The sequence below is a fragment of the Paractinoplanes globisporus DSM 43857 genome (genome assembly GCF_000379645.1).
GTDB lineage: Bacteria > Actinomycetota > Actinomycetes > Mycobacteriales > Micromonosporaceae > Actinoplanes > Actinoplanes globisporus.
The window spans coordinates 231622-250754 of record NZ_KB903295.1 but is presented as its reverse complement, the minus strand read 5'-3'; the positions used below and the strand labels follow the sequence as shown (position 1 = coordinate 250754).

11 protein-coding genes are annotated in these 19133 nt (G+C 71.8%); 2 read left to right on the top strand and 9 right to left on the bottom strand.

Translation table 11 applies throughout. The annotated features are described in order from the left end of the window. Positions 1 to 25 precede the first annotated feature (25 nt). The 7 genes from A3CQ_RS0107945 to A3CQ_RS0107915 form a co-directional block, all read right to left on the bottom strand. Positions 26 to 1360 carry an FAD-dependent oxidoreductase gene (locus A3CQ_RS0107945; protein ID WP_020510393.1) on the bottom strand — a complete coding sequence of 445 codons (1335 nt, stop codon included), beginning with the start codon at positions 1358 to 1360 and terminating at the stop codon, positions 26 to 28. A gap of 118 nt (positions 1361 to 1478) precedes the next feature. Beyond that, positions 1479 to 3113: a LuxR family transcriptional regulator gene (locus tag A3CQ_RS0107940; protein ID WP_245577114.1), complete on the bottom strand. Its 1635-nt coding sequence runs from the start codon at positions 3111 to 3113 to the stop codon at positions 1479 to 1481. Positions 3114 to 3227: 114 nt separating this feature from the next. Beyond that, complete coding sequence (locus tag A3CQ_RS0107935; RefSeq protein ID WP_026205442.1) at positions 3228 to 4328, bottom strand: glycoside hydrolase family 53 protein; 1101 nt, start codon at positions 4326 to 4328, stop codon at positions 3228 to 3230. A 130-nt stretch (positions 4329 to 4458) separates the two neighbouring features. Beyond that, a complete protein-coding gene (locus A3CQ_RS0107930) occupies positions 4459 to 5496 on the bottom strand; it encodes a LacI family DNA-binding transcriptional regulator (protein ID WP_245577112.1) in 1038 nt (345 codons plus the stop codon). A 20-nt stretch (positions 5497 to 5516) separates the two neighbouring features. Then, positions 5517 to 6422 carry an ABC transporter permease subunit gene (locus tag A3CQ_RS0107925; RefSeq protein ID WP_020510389.1) on the bottom strand — a complete coding sequence of 302 codons (906 nt, stop codon included), beginning with the start codon at positions 6420 to 6422 and terminating at the stop codon, positions 5517 to 5519. A gap of 2 nt (positions 6423 to 6424) precedes the next feature. Continuing rightward, entirely contained in the window at positions 6425 to 7333 is a 909-nt protein-coding gene (locus tag A3CQ_RS0107920; RefSeq protein WP_020510388.1) for a carbohydrate ABC transporter permease, read from the bottom strand. A 98-nt stretch (positions 7334 to 7431) separates the two neighbouring features. Next, on the bottom strand, positions 7432 to 8748 hold the full coding sequence (locus A3CQ_RS0107915; RefSeq protein WP_026205439.1) for an ABC transporter substrate-binding protein: 1317 nt from the start codon (positions 8746 to 8748) through the stop codon (positions 7432 to 7434). 215 nt (positions 8749 to 8963) lie between these two features. Between A3CQ_RS0107915 and galT the strand changes: the two genes are divergently transcribed. After that, a complete protein-coding gene (gene galT, locus A3CQ_RS63895; protein WP_342663645.1) occupies positions 8964 to 12296 on the top strand; it encodes a galactose-1-phosphate uridylyltransferase in 3333 nt (1110 codons plus the stop codon). A gap of 3 nt (positions 12297 to 12299) precedes the next feature. On the opposite strand, the gene A3CQ_RS0107905 is transcribed toward galT, so the two are convergent. Continuing rightward, entirely contained in the window at positions 12300 to 15629 is a 3330-nt protein-coding gene (locus A3CQ_RS0107905) for an SIR2 family NAD-dependent protein deacylase (RefSeq protein ID WP_040431866.1), read from the bottom strand. Positions 15630 to 15900: 271 nt separating this feature from the next. Between A3CQ_RS0107905 and A3CQ_RS0107895 the strand changes: the two genes are divergently transcribed. Next, the gene (locus A3CQ_RS0107895) at positions 15901 to 17559 is read left to right on the top strand and encodes a VWA domain-containing protein (protein ID WP_020510385.1); all 1659 of its coding nucleotides are present in this window, start codon (positions 15901 to 15903) and stop codon (positions 17557 to 17559) included. Positions 17560 to 18067: 508 nt separating this feature from the next. On the opposite strand, the gene A3CQ_RS0107890 is transcribed toward A3CQ_RS0107895, so the two are convergent. Beyond that, on the bottom strand, positions 18068 to 19117 hold the full coding sequence (locus A3CQ_RS0107890; protein WP_245577110.1) for a LacI family DNA-binding transcriptional regulator: 1050 nt from the start codon (positions 19115 to 19117) through the stop codon (positions 18068 to 18070). Positions 19118 to 19133 lie beyond the last annotated feature (16 nt).

Genomic DNA, 19133 nt, shown 5'->3' with positions numbered 1-19133 from the left:
ACCGTGACGGGCTCGGAGGGCAACGTCACTGGCCGGCGCGGCCGTGTCGCAGGACACGGATCGCGATGGCCGGCCGGAACATCCGCGCCGCGGGGTCCTGCAGCGAGCCGACCCGCAGGAACTGGCCGGCCACCACCTGGTCGCGGGACGCGGCGCGGAGGGCGCGTGCGGCGTAGCGCCCGGCGACCCGGACCGCGGGCGGTCGCGGCGCATGGACCGCCGGCAGGCCGAGGTCGCCGCCCACGGTGGCCTGCCAGGCCCGGCCGAGCGGCGTCGCGGCGGCCCGGAAGAACCGAAGGGGCAGGCCGCGGTCGCCGGTGGTGAGAGCGTCGCGCAGGGCGACGGCCTCCATCGCGGCCGTCGACATGCCGAGCGCGTACACCGGGTTGGTACTGCCGATCGCGTCACCGAGGACGAGGAAGCCGTCCGGGAAGCGGCGCAGCCGGTCGTAGCGCCGGCGGATGTTCGCGGGGAACCGGTACGCGACGATGTCGTCCAGCGGCTCGGCGTCGCGGACCGCGGCGTAGAGGTGTTCCGGGGCGGCCGCGCGCACCGTGGCGAGCATGCCCGCGGTGTCGCGGACCGGGTGGTGGCCGTCGTACCCGAACACGGTCAGGATCCACCGGTCGTTCTCCTGCGCGAGCAGGATGAACCCGCTCGGCCGGCCCGGTTCGGCGCCGACCCCGGCGACCTTCGCGGTCAGCGTTCCGGGCGGGATCCGCAGGTGCCGGGTGAGGTAGGTCAGATTCACCGCGAGCCGCTCCTGCCGCGGCTGGTCGTAGCCGAGCGCCTCGAGCCAGGCCGGTGCGCGGCTGCCGCGTCCGGTCGCGTCCACCACGAGGTCGGCGTCGATCGTCGTCTCCTCGCCGCCGGTGGCGCGCCGCACCCGGACACCGGTGACCCTGCGCCGCTCGGGATCGGCCGTCAGGCCGGTTGCGTCACACCGGTCGGCCACCGTCACGTTGGGCAGCGCGCACACCCGGTCCCGGACGTGCTGCTCCAGGGTGGGCCGTCCGGCCTGGCAGAGGAACGGGTCCGCGGCCGGGCCGCGCACGCTCAGCGGCCGCCCGCCGCCGGGGGCGAGCCAGAACTCGGCGAAGTCCCGGACCACCGGCACTCCGGTCGCCGCCAGGTGGTCGAGCAGGCCGGGGAAGAGCCCGTCGAGGATCTGCGTCCCGCCGGGCAGCAGCAGGTGGGCGTGCCGGCCCTGGGGGACGCCGCGCCGTGACTCGGCGGCCCGCGGGAGCGGGTCGCGTTCGACGACGGTGACCCGGCCGTACGCGTCGCTCACCACACGGGCGGCGAGGAGCCCGGCGATTCCGGCGCCGAGGACCACCGCACGCCGATCGGTCTGGTGCATCGCGGACCTCCGCATCGCGCGCCGGTTGACGGGCCGACGCTATCCACGCGGCGGGCCCGGCCGCGTCCGGTGAACCACGCAATCCGGCCGGGCCGCGATGGGTGTTTCCCCGTACCGGTCAACGGATCCCGTGGACGAAGGCGTAACCCGCCGCGGCGGTGCGCGACGCGACGCCGAGCTTGCCGAAGATGTTGCTCACGTGCCGCTCGACGGTGCGCTCGCTGATGACCAGCTCGACGGCGATCGCCCGGTTGGACTTGCCGGCCGCGACCAGCCGGAGCACGTCCAGCTCCCGCGGGCTGAGGCCGGCCGCCGCGGGTCCGGCGCCGCCGGTCAGCGCCCGGACGCGCTCCGCGTCGGGACCGGCGCCGAGCTCGGCGAACGCCCGCCGGGCCGCGTCCAGCTCGAGGCCGGCCGAGCCCTCGTCGCCTAGCGCGCGGCAGGCCAGCCCGATCAGGACCCGGGTGCGGGCGGCCTCGTACGGCACATCCACTTCGCACCATTGCCGCCAGGCCCGGCGCAGCGCCGGCAACGCCGCGCCCGGAGCGTCGCGGGCCAGCTCGACGGCGCCGCGCGCCTGGTCCGACCAGGCGCGCAGCGCCGTCGTGCCGTACTGAACGGCGATCTCGTCCAGCGCGTCGGCTCCCGACCCGGCGGCGCCGAGATCGTCGGCGGCCAGCATGATCTCGACGTACGCCGGCAGTATCCGGCACCGCTCCAGCGGGTGGGCCGTCTCGGCGAGCGCGCGCCGGATCGCCGCCGCGGACACGTCCACCCGGCCCTGGCCCAGCCACAGCAACGCCAGGCCCGGCTGGGCCGGCCCGCCGTAGCGGGCGGCCCGGTCGTACGCGCCGGCGGCCGCGGTCAGGTCGCCCCGCAGCCGCCACACCTCGGCCAGCTGGTAGAACGCGGCGCCGGCCATGGCCTCGCCGTAGCCCCGGGTCAGCTGGTCGCAGGCCAGCCGCGCCTCGCGGACCGCGTCGGGCCAGGACCCGGTCAGCACCAGCAGCTCGGCCCGGTGGATGCGGCAGACGGCCGAGAAGGCGCCGGTGTACTGGGGCCGCGCGTCGCACCAGGCGTTCAGCGCGACCGCCCACTCCCGGGCGCGGCGCAGCTCGTGCAGCTCGTGGCACGCGTCGATGACGCTGCAGTAGATCCAGCTGGTGACGGCCGCCGAGGTCGCGCCGGCGGTGACCTCCACCAGCGCCTCGTCGAGCAGGGCCAGTCCGTCGGCGGGCCGGCCCTGCTTGATCCGGGCCCGGCCCTGGAGGTGCACGGCGATCGCGATGAGGTCCCGGTCGTCGATCCGGCCGGCCGGCTCGACCATGCGCGCCGCCGTGGCGAACGCGTCGTCGAACCTGCCCTCGCCGACCTGACGCTCCGCGTCCGGGATCAGCAGGTAGGCGAGCTCGGCGCAGTCCGGCTCGGACTCGGCGAGCCGCCGGGCCCGGGCGATCCAGCCGCCCGCCCGCGCGAATTCGCCCTTGGCGACCAGCGCGTGCCACAGGCTGAAGGCGGTGCGGACCGCCCGGCCGGTCGCGCCGGCGCGGACCCGTGTCTCGTACACCCGCTGCAACAGCTCGACCGCTTCGGCGCCCCGGCCGAGGATGTGCGCCGACTCCGCGAACAGCTCCAGGTCCTCGATGGACAGCGGCGCGACCCGGTCGGCCGCCTGGAACGCGTCCATCGCGTCCGCCCACGCGTGCCGGCGGTACTGCTCCCGAGCGCGGCCGAGCGCCGCTGCCACATCCACCTCAGGCCTCCCGCGTCCCACGCCAATGTATCGGCCGGGAGCACGGGCGGGCCGGCACCGGTTTTCCGGCGGCGCGCGTCGGCGTGCCGGAAACCGGTGCCGGTCAGGCGAGGGCTACGGGGTCCAGACGACGTTCGGGTTCACGTGGCCGGTCCAATCGAAGATGGCCATGTTGTCCCAGCCGTCGCCGGTGCCGTTGATGTTGGCCGGATCCCAGCCGTTGCCCTTGACGGCATACCAGGTGGGCTCCCAGTAGAAGATGCCGACCGCCCCGGCGTTGCGGGCCGTGTTCTGCACGTAGGTGAACTCCTGGGCCTGGCCGGCCCAGGTCGCCGGGATGCCGTCACAGAGCGTCGTTCCGGGTACGGAGTTGCCCGTCGAGTCGGCGTTGGCGGTGGTGAACATGTACGCGGTCTCGGCGATCACGACCGGCTTGCCGTACCGGGATTTCACGTCGGCGATCACGTTGTACAGGTTCGACAGGCTGCCGTGCCACATGCAGTAGTAGGACAGCGCGGTGACGTCCCAGGTGACGCCCTGCGCCCGGATGCCGTCGTAGAACCAGCGCGCATTGGCGTCGCTGTCCGCGTCGGCCGTGTGGATCATGACCTGGGTGCCGCTGTTGCAGGCCTTCGTCGCGTTGTAGCCCTGCTTGAGCAGCGACGCCAGCGGCGCGAAGTTGCTGCTGACGACCTGGCCCCTCGGCCACAGCATCCCGACGTTGATCTCGTTGCCGATCTGGACGCTGTCGGGCGTGGTGCCTTGTGCCTTCAGGGAGGTGCATACGTCGTACGTGTAGTTGTAGACGTCGGTCTGCAGCTGGGTGAGGGAATGGGGTGCCCACGCCGCAGGCGGATACTGCTTGCCCGGGTCGGCCCAGGTGTCCGAGTAGTGGAAGTCGATCAGCAGTTTGAGGCCCTTGGCCTTGATCGCCCTGGCCTGCTGGAGGACCTTGGCCTTGTTGTTGTAGCCGCTGGCCGGGTTGTTCCAGATGCGCAGCCGCATGTAGTTGGCACCGGCGGTCTTGAGGATGTCGTACGGGTCGGCGGCGGTGCCGGACTTGTTGTAGTACTTCGCCCCGAGGTCGAGGCTGCGCTGCAGCGACGAGACGTCCGCACCGAGCATGGTGAGGCTCGCCGCGTGGGCGGGGGAGGAGATGGCCAGGGGGACCGCGAGGACGATCGCGATCACGACGGCTCTGAGGGACGGTTTCATGGCGCTCCTTTGCGAAGGAAAGAGCGACCGGCGATGGGGATCGCCGGATTGGTGCCATGCACATATCCGAAATATCCGTAAATATCTGGCGCGCCAGCGCCGGATATTTCGGATGGCGACCGGGGAGGGTCTATACCGCGGGCGATGTCTCCCGCAGGACCAACGAGGTGGGAACGGTGATCGAGAGAGGCGTACGCCCCGCGATCACATCCGTGAGGAGGCGGACCATCTCCTCGCTGATGCGATCCAGGGGATGCCGCACGGTGGACAGCGGCGGGTCGAGCGTGGCGGCCAGCCCCGAGTCGTCGAAGCCGACCACCCGGACGTCGCCCGGCACCTGCCGCCCCGCATCGCGCAGGACCGGAAGCACCCCGGCGGCCATGGCGTCCGAGGCGGCGAACACCCCGTCCAGGTCGGGGGCCTGCTCGAGCAGCCGCCGCATGCCGGCCGCGCCGCTGGCCCGGCCCCAGTCGCCGTGGACGATCAGGGACGGGTCGACCGGCAGGCCGTGGGCGAGCAGCGCGTCGGTGTAGCCCTGCAGCCGGTCGACGCCGCCGACCATGTCCCGCGGGCCGGTGATCGTGGCGATCCGCCGGCAGCCGGCCTCGGCCAGGTGGTCGACGGCCGAGCGGGCGCCGTTGCGGTCGTCGGCCATCACCGAGCTGATCACCTGCTCGTACCCGAGGACCCGGCCGCAGGCGACGATCGGCACCTCGGCCTGCACCAGGTGACTCAGCAGCGGGTCGCCGGAGTGCGGGGAGACCAGCAGCACGCCGTCGACGTGGCCGCCGGACAGGTAGGCGATCGTCCGGTTCCGCTCCTCGGGGCTCGACGCGATCATGAGGATCAGCGTGAGCTCCCGGTCGGAGAGGGCCTGGGCGACCCCGCGCAGCAGCACGGAGAAGTTCGGGTCCTCGAACAGCAGGTGCTGCGGCTCGGTGAGCAGGAACGCGATCGACCCGGACCGGCCGGTCGCGAGGGAGCGGGCATGCGGGTTCGCCGTGTAACCGGTCCGGGCGATGGCTTCCCGCACCGCTCGGACGGCCTCGGGGCTGACCCACTCCCGGCCGTTCAGGACGCGGGAGACGGTCGCGTAAGAGACCCCGGCCTCGCGCGCAACGTCGCGGATGGTGGGCCGCTTGCGCCCCGTACCGGGCGGTGTCGGCACGTGGGGGATCATAGACATAGTCAGGCCTTCACCGCGCCCGCGCCCAGGTCGACCCGCCAGTACCGCTGCAGGCCGAGGAAGAGCGCGATCAGCGGAATGATCGAGAGCAGGGCCCCGGTGACGACCGCGATGTACATCGACGGCTGGTTCGCGCCCTGGTTCAGCAGTCCGTTGAGTCCGACCGTAAGCGGATACAGGCGGTCATCTCCCAGCATGATGTAGGGGAGCATGAAGTTGTTCCAGATCGCCACGAACTGGAACAGGAACACGGTGACCAGGCCCGCCCGCATCATCGGCAGCGCCACCGTGCCGAAGGTGCGCCAGTCGCCGGCGCCGTCGATCCGGGCGGCCTCCAGGACCTCGGTCGGGATCGCCGCCGCCGCGAAGATCCGGCAGAGATAGATCCCGTACGGGGTGATCATGCTGGGCAGGAGCACGGACCAGTAGGTGTTGGTCATCCCGACCTTGGCCAGCAGCAGGTACTGCGGGATGGCGAGGATGACGCCGGGCACCAGCACCCCGGCCAGGATCAGGTTGAAGACGAACCGCTTGCCCGGGAACGTGTACTTGGCCAGCGCGTACCCGGCCATCGCCGAGACGAGCGTGGAGGCGGTGGCGCCGACGCCCGCGTACAGGGCGGTGTTGACCATCCACCGCCAGTACAGGCCGTCGCGGTAGTGGGAAAGGTCGCTGATGTTGTCGAACAGGTGGCCGCTGGGCGCCAGCGTGAACGTGCTGAACAGCTCGCCCGCGCTCTTGGACGAGGCGATCAGCACCCAGAGCACCGGGAACAGGCAGTACAGCGCGCCGAGCAGCAGCAGTACCGTGGCGGCCGGGCTGATCCGCCGGTTCCCGCGGTGCGCCTGGGCCGGCGCCTCGGAGGAGGCGGTCGCGGGGACGACCGGCAGGACGGTGGAGACGCTCACGATCAGTCCTCCTGGTTGAAGGCACGGTTCCCGACGAGCTTGAGGAACCCGAAGGACAGGACGAAGGTGGCCAGCGCGATGACCACCGAGGTGGCCGCCGCCGCGTAGATGTCGTTGCGGATGAACGCGTCCCGGTACACCTTCATCAGCGGCGTCCAGGTGGTCGAGATCGTGTTGGTCAGCGGTCGCAGCGTCATCGGTTCGGCGAAGACCTGCAGCGTGGCGATGAGCGAGAAGACGAACGTCATGATCAGCGAGGGCAGCACGATCGGGATCTTGATGCGCCAGGCGATCTGGACGTCCGACGCGCCGTCGAGCCGGGCCGCCTCGAACAGGTCGGTGGGGATGGCCCGCAGCGCCGTGTACAGCACGATCATGTTGAAGCCGGTGCCGCCCCAGACCGCGATGTTGGCGACCGCGTACAGGACCCAGGAACCGGAGAGCAGGTCGGGCGGGGTCATGCCGATGCCGGTCAGCAGGTCGTTGATCGGGCTGACCCGGGGCAGGTAGAGGAAGCCCCACAACAGCGACGCCACCACGGCCGGCACCGCGTACGGCAGGAAGATCGCGGTGCGTGCGAAGGTGCCGACCCGGGTCCGCCCGGCGTCCAGCAGCAGGGCCATCAGCAGGGCGACACCGAGCATGGTGGGGACCACGATCATCCCGTACGCCCCGACGCGCAGCACGCTGGGCAGGAAGTCGGGGTCGGTCAGCGACCGGGCGTAGTTGCTGAGCCCGGCCCATACCTCGTGGCGGGAGCCGGCGCCCAGCCCGAGGCCGGTGACCTTCGTGCGGCGCAGGCTCAGGTATGCCGCGTAGACGATCGGGGCGGCCAGGAACAGGACGAACAGAATGAGCGCGGGAGCGAGGAACGAGTACGGCGCCCCGGCCTTCCGGGTCGCCTTGTTCACCGGCGTACGTGAGGAAGTGGGAAACGCCGTCAAAGCCGTCACCTTCCGTCAGAAGCTGGTGCGGCGGGCGCCTTTCGCGCCCGCCGCGATGTGAAAGATCAGCCCGAGACCTTGAAGCCGGTGTTCTTCATGTCGTCGACCGTGGTCTGCTGCATGGTGGCCAGCGCGGCCGGGAAGTTCGTGGCCTTCTTGGACTGCGCGGCCTTGCCGAAGGCGTCGTTGTAGCTGGAGTACGCGACGTTGACGTTCGGCCCGTACGTGAACGGCTTGGTGATCTTGGCGGACTCGGCGGCGATCGAGTAGAAGTCGGTCTGGTCCGACAGGAACGCCGGCGGCGAGGTCAGCGCGGCCGAGGAGTCGACGCTGGCCGGGTAGACGTTGGCCTGCGTGGCCAGGGCCTTGATGCCGGCCGGGTCGGTGTTCAGCCAGGCGATGAACTGGGCCGCCTGCGCCTTGTGCTTGCTCTGCGTGGTGACGCTGGTCGCCGATCCGCCCCAGTTGCCGTTGGCCGGGCTCGCCGCGTCCCACTGCGGCATCAGGGCCGCCTTCCACTTGCCCTTGGTGTTGCCGGCGCTGCCCTCGAGCACGCCCGGTCCCCAGACGGAGCTCAGCCAACCGACCTGGGTGCCGTCGTTGAGCGCGGCGTTCCACTCGGGGGTGTACATCGGCTTGTTGTCGATGACGCCCTCCTGGACCAGTCCGCCCCAGTAGGTGGCGACCTTCTGGGTGTTCGGGTCGTTGATCGCGACCGACCAGGTGTCGCCGTTCACGCCCCACCACGAGGCGCCGGCCTGCTGCGAAAGACCGGCGAACCAGCCCGGGTCGTTGGCCGAGAACGTGCCGAGGTACTGCTTCTTGTTCGCCGTGTGGATCTTGCGGGCGGCCGCGGCGTAGTCGTCCCACGTCTTCGGCGCCTCGAGGCCGAGCTTCTGGAAGACGTCGGTGCGGTAGTAGAACATCATCGGGCCGGAGTCCTGCGGGACGCCGTACAGCGCCTCGGAGCCCAGCGTGACCGCGTTCCAGGCCGAGTCGGGGAACTTCGCCTTGAGGCTGCCGGCCTCCTTGTTGATGTCGGCGAGCGCGTTCGCCGAGACCAGCGTCGGGATCTTCTGGTACTCGGCCTGCATGACGTCGGGCGCGCCGCTGCCCGCCTTGATCGCCGTGAGCAGCTTGGTGACCGCGGGGTCGCCGCCGTCCTGCTTGTTGACGGTCACGTGGATGTCGGGGTGCGCGGTGTTCCACCCCTCGACGACCTTGTCCATGTTCGGCGCCCAGGTCCAGTAGGTCAGCTCGACCTTCTCCCCGGGCTTGGCGGAGCTGTCCGAGCTCGCGTTGTCGTCGGAACCCGAGCAGGCGGTTGTCATCATCAGCGCCGCGGCCAGAACCCCGGCGAGCGGAAGCATTGTCTTCTTCATCGATCCTCCTCGATCGGCCGGCCGCGGGAGGGATGCGGCCGCGGTCGCTGCAAGGGGAGACGTGCGTCACCGAACAGGACCTGTGACCGGTTACAGTGCTGCTCGGTAAGGCAATTGTCAAGCCCTTGCGTCGCGCCCGTTAACAGCCTGTATCGTGCGGAGCCAGATGGCTGTGACCGGTTACAGTCCTTGCTACTCGTGCCATGGGAGACACCGTGCTTGACGTCGCGCATCACGCCTGGTCCGAGCCGCTGCGGCGGCCCCGGATGAGCAACGACGAGGACGCGCGGCCCGGTGTCTCGCTCACCAGCCGCTACCTGATCCGCGACGGCGTTCCGGTCATCCCGGTCTCCGGGGAGCTGCACTACAGCCGCGTCCCGCGCGCCCGCTGGCGGCGCCGGCTGCGGCAGATGCGCGCCGGCGGCGTCACCGTCGTGGCCAGCTACGTCTTCTGGCTCCACCACGTCGAGCACCGGGGCGAGCCGCGCTTCGCGGGCAACCTCGACCTGGCCGCGTTCGTCGACCTCGCGGTGGCCGAGGGCCTGGACGTGGTGCTGCGGATCGGGCCGTGGTGCCACGGGGAGGCGCGCAACGGCGGCCTTCCCGACTGGGTGCAGGAGGCTCCCGTACGGCATCGGACCGACGACCCCCGGTATCTGTCGCTGGTCGCCGAGTGGTTCGGGCAGATCGGCGCCCATCTGGGGGACCGCTTCGGGAACGTCCTCGCGATCCAGCTCGAGAACGAGCTCTACGACCAGCCCGGGCACCTGGTCACGCTCAAACGGCTGGCGCGCGAGGCCGGGATGGCGGCGCCGCTGTGGACGGCCACCGCCTGGGGGAGCGCGGACCTGCCGGCCGAGGAGGTGATGCCGCTGTACGGGGGCTACGGCGACGGGTTCTGGGTGGACGCGGACGCGCCGTGGGACCCGACCTTCCGGGACCACTACTTCTTCTCGCACGTCTGGGACGACCCGGGGATCGGCGCCGACGTGCGGCGGCTGCAGCTGCAGGGGATGCGGGCGGACCGGTCGCATCCGCGCACGCCGTCGGAGCTCTTCCCGCCCGCGACCTGCGAGCTCGGCGGCGGGATGGCCACCGCCTACCACCGCCGGCCGCGGCCGGCGGCCCTCGACATCGCGACCATCGCCCATTGCAAGATCGGCAACGGATCGGCCTGGCAGGGCTATTACATGTACGCCGGGGGCACCAACCCGGCCGGCGAGCATGGGATGCAGGAGTCCCACGCGACCGGGTACCCGAACGACATCGAGCGGCTCGGGTACGACTTCCACGCGCCGATCGGGGAGGCGGGCGTGCTGGCCGGGAGCCATGCCGCCCTGCGCCGGCAGCACGCGTTCCTGGCCGCGTTCGGTTCGTCGCTGGCGGAGATGCCGTCGAGCCTGCCTACCGTCCGCCCGTCCGGCGTCGAGGACGACCAGACCCTGCGGTGGGCGCTGCGCAGCGACGGGAGCAGCGGGTTCCTGTTCATCGCGTGGCACCAGCCGCACGTGCCGCTGCCGGTCTACCGGGGCGCCCAGTTCCGCGTCGACCTCGGCGGGACGCGGGTCGTGCTGCCGGCCGCGCCGGTGGACGTGCCGCCGGGGACGCTCGCACGCTGGCCGCTTTCCCTGCGGCTGGGCGGGGTGCTGCTCGACTGGGCCACGGCGTCCGCGCTGACCGTGCTGGACGGTCCCGTTCCCACCCTCGTGCTGGTCGCGGAGGCCGGCATGGAGGTCACGTACTCGGTCGGCGGCACCGTCGCCACCGTCGAGCCGGGCCTGTCGCCGGTCCGGCTCCGGTCGGACGGCGGCGGGCTGGACCTGCTGGTTCTGCCCGCCGCCGTCGCCGACTCGCTCTGGGTCTGTTCCGACGGGCCGGTCCGGCGGTTGCTGCTGTCGTACGACGAGCTCTCCTGGGATCCTTCCGGCCGTCTCGAGTCGGCGGGGCCGGACGTCCGCGCATACTCGCCCTCGCTGGGCGGCTTCGAGTCGCTGACGCTCGAGGGCGCGCCCGTGGCTGAATCGGACATGTCGGTTACGTCCGCGCTGGTGCGGGCGGCGGGGAGTGCGGTCCCGGTCAACTACGGGAAGTTCGACGGGCGGCAGTCGGCGCCCACCCCCGAGGCGTTCGACGAGCTCGCGGCCGTCTACCGGCTCTCGCTGCCGGCGCTGGGAGACTCCGTCCTGCGCATCCGCTGGGCCGGTGATGTGGGTCAGCTCCGGGTCGACGGGCGTACCGTGACCGACCGGTTCTGGAACGGCTCGGAGTGGGTGGTCAACCTGCGCGACGCCGGCGTGACCGCACGATCCGAGGTCACGCTGCATCTGCTGCCGCTCGCGGCCGGGTCGACGATCTCGCTTCCCGAGGACGCCCGCGACCGCCTGGCGGCGGCCGACGGGCAACTGCTGGCCGTCGATTCCCTGCGGCTGGAGACCCGGCCGGTCTTCCGAGAGCCTCATCCCGTACGCCGGAGCGCGCGGCGGATGTCCGACGGGCGCGAGATCATCTACTTCGACGACACGCCCCCGTTCGTGTCCCGCGAGGCGGTCGACGTGCGCCCGCTGCCCCCGGCGGCTTCCGGCCCCGAGATGCGCTACGACCCGCTGACCGGCGAGTGGATCGCGATCGCCGCCCACCGCAACGACCGCACGTTCCGGCCGGCGCCCGCCCAGGACCCGCTGGCGCCCACCGTCCCCGGCGGCTTCCCGACCGAGATCGCCGAGTCCTCGTACGACGTCGTGGTCTTCGAAAATCGCTTCCCGTCCTTCACGCCCCGGGCATCGGGCCCGCTCGACGTGGTCGACGGCGATCCCTTGTGGCCGGTCCGCCCCGCTTCCGGGCGTACGGAAGTGGTCTGCTTCTCCTCGGCCCCGAAGGGGTCGTTCGGCACCCTGACCCCCCACCGGGCCCGCACGGTGATCGAGGCCTGGGCCGACCGGACCGCGGTCCTGGGCGCGTCGCCCGAGGTCGCCTACGTCTTCCCGTTCGAGAATCGCGGCCGCGAGGTCGGCGTGACCCTCCCGCATCCGCACGGCCAGATCTACGCGTTCCCGTTCGTCCCGCCCAAGGCCGCCCGCATGATCGCCATGGCCACGGCCCACCGAGGCGGCAACCTCTTCCGCGACATCCTTCATGCGGAACGCCGCTCCGGAGCGCGAATCGTCGCCACCTCGGACCATTGGACCGCGTACGTTCCGGCGGCCGCGAGGTGGCCCCTGGAGGTGCACCTGGCCCCGCACCGCGACGTCCCCGACCTGCCCGCCCTGACCTCATCCGAGCGAGACGACCTGGCCCTGCTGTACCTGGACGTCCTGGGCCGCCTGGACCGTTATTTCCCGGGCGTCGACGAGCTCCCGTACATCTCGGGCGTCTTCCAGGCCCCGTCCCGAGCCTCGCGCGACGTGTTCCGCCTGCACCTCCAGCTCTTCTCGATCCTGCGGGCCCCTGGCAAGCTGAAGTATCTGGCGGGGGTCGAGTCCGCGATGGGCGCCTGGATCAACGACACCCGCCCGGAAGCGGTGGCCGAGCGGCTGCGCGCCCTCGGCTGAGTCTCACCCGGCGAGGCCGGCCAGGGGATTGGGGTCGAGGCCGGCTGGGACGAGCCGGGCGCGCCGGGCGGCGGCCTTGGCCGCCCAGCCACGATCGCGTCCCTCGACGGTATCCAGCCGGGCGTGTGCCTCGAGAGCATCAAGCTCGTGCCATGCCAGGCGATGACGCAGGGCGAGGCGGTGGGCGGCCTCGGCGGCATCGCGGCCCGGTCCGAGATGGGCGGGGTCGCCCGCCGCCACCCGGTCGGCGTGGATGCCGGCGCGGACGGCGAGCGCCGTCGCCTGCGCCAGGACAAGCCCGCGCGGGGCGGCGAGGTTGAGCACCTCGACGACGTACTGTCCGGCGGCGTGCAGATCGCTGGTCGCGACGGCACATCCGGCGAGCAGAGGCAGGCTCTCGGCCAGGTCCACCAGGCGGTCGCCGTCGCGGAAGACGACCACCGCGCCGGCCACCTTGTCCATCGCGGCGCGGGGATCGCCGGCGGCCAGATCCAGGGAGCCCAGGATCAGGTCACAACGTGCCACTTCGTCGTTCCAACCTCGTTCATCACACCAGGAGCGTCCGCGCTGAACCAGCTCCAGGGCTGCATCCTTCCGTCCCGTGCGAGCGAGAAGGTCTGCCCACCAGAAGGCTCCGGACGAGGACGATTCGTAACCGTCGGCCCTCTCCATGCGTTCAGCGACCAGGAATTGCTCCTCGGCGAGGAGGGTGTCCCCGGCCTGCATGAGCAGCCATCCCCGACACGTCGCCGCACTGATGATGGAGAATTCGTCGCCGGTCTGTGCGGCCAGAGCCGCGGCCTGTTCGGCTGCCTGAAGCGCCGCGTCGATGTCGCCGAGACGGCCCAGGCAGGCAGCCCGGATCATGAGGTCGTTCGCGTCGCTGGTCTGGTCTCCGGAGTCCACTTCATCACTGATGGCGGCATCCACATACTCCAAGGCCGACATCAAATCTCCGCAATGGAACGCCTGCAGAGCGACATTGTTCAGATAGAAGGCGAGCCCCGTGTGGCCAAGGTGGTGGCCGCACCCGGCGCGCCGATCCATGGTGCCAACGAACGCCGAGGCGGCCCGCTGCCCGAGCCGGGCGGCCGGTAACTCCACCCATGCGGCACCGTTGTCGGAGCGGTTGCTGTAGAGGTCATCAGCCGCTTGCCAATGGCCCGCGGCGATGAGCAATTCGATGGTTTCGACCAACGGCAGCGCGTCCTCGCGGTTGGCGATCCTCCCCTCGGGCAGGCCGCTCAGCGTGACGTCCGCGGCAACCTCGGCCGCTTTCAGCGCCAGCGGGCGAAACGCATCGCGTACGAGCGGGTGTGCTGAGAGGGTGCCGTCCGGATGCCGGGAAAGAAGGCCGGTCAGCCGATCGCTGGCCGCCGCCTCGACCCGGCCGGCCGTCCAGCCGTCCAGGCGGCGGCCGAACGCCTCGTGCTCGGCCACGATCAGCACCGCCGACGGCATGACCGGATGGGCGAACAGTGCCACCGCGGCGACCAGGTACCGATCGGCTTCGGTCAGCCGGGTGGCGTAGAAGTTGAGCACCTTCGCGACCCGGCTGTTCGTTCCGGCCGCCTCGGCCAGTTCGGTGCGGAGGCCGATCAGGTCGTCGGTAGGTGGCCGGTCGGCGAGCACGGCGCCCAGAGCGGCGACGGCCAAGGCGTGGCCGTCCACCATCGCGACAAACTCTTGCCGCTCGTGTTCGGGCAGCCAGCCACCGCCCGAGGCCGCGAGCAGTCCGGCCCCCTCGGCCGGGGTGAACGGCGGTACATCCAGCATGCGCGCCGCGCCTCCGTCGAAGCGCTCCACATCGGCGAACGGGAACCTGGAGGTCAACACGACCAGGCCCTGGTGCCCGATCTGGCAGGCGCCGGTGAGCACCTCGCGCAGGGTGCCGTCAAGCAGGCGCCCGAACTCGCCCTCGGCCGGTCCCTCCTGCACCATTTCCAGACCGTCGAGCACGAGGGCCAACGGCACGGCCTCCAGAAGGGCGAGCACCGCCGCTCCGGGCCGCCGGCGGCCGGACGGGCGAAATCCGTAATGACGCGCAGCCCATTCCAGGAGCGCGTCGGCCCACCTCTCGGCGGAGGCGTTGGCGTAGAAGCTCCACGCGAACGTCCCCGCCGTTCCCGGCCGTGCGGCGGCGCCGTTGCGGTTGTCGAGCCATTCGGTGACCAGCGCGGTCTTGCCGGCGCCGCCCCAGGCGGTCACCCCGATCAACCGCACCGACGGATCGGCGGCCCACCGCGACAGTCGTGCCAGTTCTTCGGCCCGGCCGGTGAAGTTCGGCACCGGCTCCGCCGGCGGCGTCCAGGAGTTGGGCAAGCTGGTGTCCGGCTTGCTGGGCGGCAGGACGTCCGGCACGACGGGCACCGGGGGGAAACGCTCGTCGACGACGTCGGCCAGCAACGCGGACAGCGCCATGTGATCGCCACCGGGAGCCGGATAGAACACCACCCGGGCGCCGTAGCCGATCTCTGCCCGCCGCGCCAGCACACCGGGATCGTTGTCGCCGGCGTCCGGGTCCCACGGCAGGATCGCCACGTGCCGGGGTGCCGCTCCCGGATCGACCCGGGTGCCGGAGGCCTGGGCGACCTCCCGCAGGATCGCGGCGACCCGCTGGTCGGTGAAGCTGAACCCGATCCAGACCAGGCGCCCGGCGTTCACCATCGCGGCCAGCACCCGCGACAGCTTCCCGGCATAGGCACGCCGGTACTCGGTGGTGGCCAGCACCATCGCCTCGGGCTGGGTGTGCCGGCCGTGCGCGTACAGCACGGGCAACTCCACGTCGCCGAAGACGTCTCCGGTGTGCCAGCGGTCGAGCGCGTCCTCATCCGTCCACGACATGAACCCGGTCCCCACCGCATCCCGCCGCACCCGGTTACGCGCGTCCACGATCCCGGGGTCGTAGTTGGTGGTGACGACGCCCTTGAACGCGCAGCGGCACACCAACTCCTGCACCTCGGTCCAGGTGCGGCCGGACACCTGATCCCGCCGGACCTGGAAGGCCTCCCGCAACGCCTCGCGGAAGTCTGCCGCTCCCAGCTGGCGTCGCAGAATCTCCACGACCTCCTCGGGCGCCTGGCCGGCCATCGCCCGGCAGGTCGCGGCCTCGTCCGGGGTGAGGCGGTGCGCCGCGGCGTCCACGAGCGCGCCGATGGTTCCCGCCCACAGCGGGTACAGCGGCGCGGACGCCCCCGCTCCGAGGAACGCCACCGCCTCCCCGGCCGCCAGGTACCGGCGCAGCGCCTCGAGGCCCGGGCCGTTCACCCGGGCCAGCGCGCGGGCCTGCTCCCGCTCCAACCCCGCCAGATACGCGGCGTCCTCGTCCGACATGGACCCACCCTGCCAGCCCGATTCCCGGAACCACATCCCACGCAACGCCGATCCCCGCCGCCCGGGCGCCCAGGACGTGCGGCCGGGGCGTACGGGAAATCGGGGGGAACGGCTCAGCCGGGGCCGGGGTGTCTATGTGCATTATCAGTGAAATTTTTCCCGGCGGAGTCCATGGTCAAAGTGTGGGTTTGGAGATCATGATGGCCCGATGCCCGGCCGTCATCGTTCACTGCACCGCACGGGACTTGTGGTTACCGCCTCGGCTCTTGCCGTGATCGTCATCACGGGCGGGGCCTGGGCCGGTTACCAGGAATTCTCGGGCCGGCGCTGCTCGGCCACGGTCAATTTGTCGCTGGCGGTCGCGCCGGAGGTCGCGCCCGCGGTCAAGGCGGCGGCGGACACGTGGGTCAAGGGCGACGACGCCAAGGTCGGCACGGAGTGTGTCGCCGTCTCGGTGAGCGCGGCCGACTCCACCGCTCAGGCGGCCGCGGTCGGGAGCAAGCACGGGGTCAACCTCGGTGGTGCGGCGCCCGGCAAGGTGTCGGCCGACGTCGACGCCTGGATTCCGGACTCGAGCACCTGGCTGTTGCGGATCGCGGCGGAGGCGCCGGGGTTCACGCCGACGCCGCTCGGGTCGATCGCGGAGAGCCCCATCGTGCTGGCCGTGCCCGAGCCGTCGGCGTCGGCGCTCGGGTGGCCGGGGCGTACGCCCGGATTGAAGGATCTTGTCAAGAAGGTGGCGACCGACAAGTCGTTGCGGCCGGCGATCGTCGATCCGCAGCGCGACGCGACGGGGCTGGCGGGGCTGCTCGCCTTCGCGGGGGCGGCCGGGACCGACGCGTCGGCGGCCACGCTCAAGGTCGGCGTGATGCGGGCGCTGTCGGCCAACAGCTCCAGCATCCGCAGCGACCTGCTGGCGAAGTTTCCGCAGTCCGCCGAGGAGGCCGGCAACGGGGTCGGGATGGCGCCGCTGTCCGAGGCCGACGTGATCGCGTACAACGCCAAGCAGCCCGCGATCCGGCTGGCGGCGATCTATCCGCAGCCGGCGTCGGTCGTGCTGGACTATCCATTCGCGGTGATGCCGGGCGTCGACCCGGTGAAGGTGTCGGCCGCCGTCAAGCTGCGCAAGGCGCTCGGCACGCCGGCTTTCCTTCAAAACCTGGCCAAGGCGGGCGTACGCGGAGCGACCGGCACCGCCGGAGCGGGCTTCGCCGCCCCGAAGAGCGCGCCGGAGACCGTGGCGCCGCCGGCCGCGCCCGACCCGGAGGCGGTGTCGGCCGCGATCGGGCAGCTGCTCGGCAGCTGGACGGCTATCACCCAGCCGGGCCGGATGCTCGCGGTGTTCGACGTGTCCGCGTCGATGAAGGCGAAGGTGCCGACCGCCGGCGGCCTTACCCGGGCCCAGGTGACGCAGGCGGTGGCGCGGCAGGGGCTGGCGTTGCTCGACGACCGCTGGTCCGTGGGGAACTGGACGTTCTCCACCGACATGGTCGGGACGCGGCCGTGGAAGGAGAACCTGCCGATCCTCTCCTGCGCCGGGCACCGGCCCGAGCTGCTCGCGGCGATCGACAAGATCGTGCCGAAGACCGGCGGTGACACCGGCCTGTACGACACCGCGCTCGCCGCGTACCAGGCCGTGCAGAAGGGGTGGCAGGCGGGCGTGTCGAACTCGGTGGTGATCTACACCGACGGCCAGAACGACAACCCGGGTGGTCTTACCATCGGACAGCTGGTCGATAAAATGACCAAACTGCGCGACCCCAAGCGCCCGGTCCGGATGATCATTATCGGCATGGGCACGGCGATCGACCGCAGCGAGCTGGAGGCGATCACCAAGGCGGCCGGCTCCGGCGGCGTTTTCATCGCCACCGACCCGGCCAAGATCGGCGAGATCTTCCTCGAGGCGATCGCGAGCCGCAAGGGAGCTTAAACCCTCAAACCATTCCCGTACGCCGATGGAATAGCCATTTCGGATTCCGGGTCCCGCGCGCCCCTCGCCAGCCCGGAAACCCCGTTCCCGCGACCACCGCCCGGCATCCCGCGCACCCGGCATCAGTCGCATGTCGCCCGCTGAGCCCGGCGAGGCCGCCCGGCGGGGCCGCCCGGCGGGGTCGCCCGGCGGGGTCGCCCGGCGGGGTCGCCCGGCGGGGTCGCCCGGCGGGGTCGCCTGGCTGGGTCGCCTGGCGGGGTCGCCTGGCTGGGTCGCCTGGCGGGGTCGCCTGGCTGGGTCGCCTGGCTGGGTCGCCCCGGTTGGGTCGCCCGGCGGGGCCACCCGGTCGGGTCGCCTGGTTGGGTCGCCTGGGCGGGTCGCCCCGGTTGGGTCGCCCCGGGTGGGTCGCCCGGTTGGGTCGCCGGGCGGGGTCGCCGGGCGGGGTCGCCGGGCGGGGTCGCCCGGTTGGCCGTCCGGCGAGGGCTGAGACCTCGGGTTCGGAGAGTGCTTAGAACTCGACCGGTGGGGCGTTGTGCGGGGTGATGACCTGGACCGCGGACGGGTTGGTGCGGATCGGGCCGGGGACGAGCCCGCCAGCCTGCATCAGGGCTCGGCAGGCTCGGCGCAGGTCGGTGCGCAGGTCGTGGTGGAGCACCGCGGAGAGCTTGCGGGCGCGCAGCAGGGCGGTGTTCTCCTCGTCCAGGTCGTGGGCCACGAAGACGTCGTAGCGGCGGGCGACGGTGGCGAAGGCGTCGACCACGGCCGCGTTGCCGCCGGGGCCGGCGTACATCGAATAGACGGCGCGTACGGCGGGGGACGTGGCCAGGACTCGGCGGATGCCGTCGGCAACCGGGCTGTCGGAGGCGTCCACCACCTCGATTAGGCGGCGTGCGCCGGCTATTTCGGCCACGAAGCCGGCGGAGCGCTCCGACTCGCCACGGGACTCGCCGTGGCCGCGCACCACGAGGACGTCGCCGGAGCGGGGGCCCAGCCATTGCTGGATCAGGTAGGCGGCGGTGGCGCCGGCGGCCCGGTTGTCGAGGCCGGCGTAGGTGATGCGCGGGGTGGTGGGCAGGTCGGTGACGAGCGTGACCAGGGGAGTGGGCACGCGGCGGGCCGCGGCCACGATGTCGGGTACGTCCGGGGCCTTGAGGATCACGCCGTGCGACCGGGTGCGGGTGACCCGGTCGAGCGCGGCCACCACGTCCTGCGCGGACGGGCCGTCCAGCAGATGGAAGCGGGCGCGGATGACGGCCGGGCGCAGGGCGGGCAGTTCGGCCTCTAGCGCGGCGCGGATGGCGGCGGAGAAGCGCGGCGGGGCCTGGACAATCACGTCGATCATGAAGGGGCGGCCGGCCAGGCGTACCTGCGTCTGCTGACGGTTCAGATCGGCTATGGCCTGGTGGACCTCGCGGATCGTGCTCGGGCGTACGCCGGGGCGGTCGTGCAGCACCCGGTCCACGGTGGCTTCGCTGAGGCCGGACTGGGCGGCTATCTCGCGAATTCGGTACGGGTGCTTCACCCCGTACACGATGAGGTTGTTTTGAGGGATTTTCAAGGTTCTTCGATGTCGC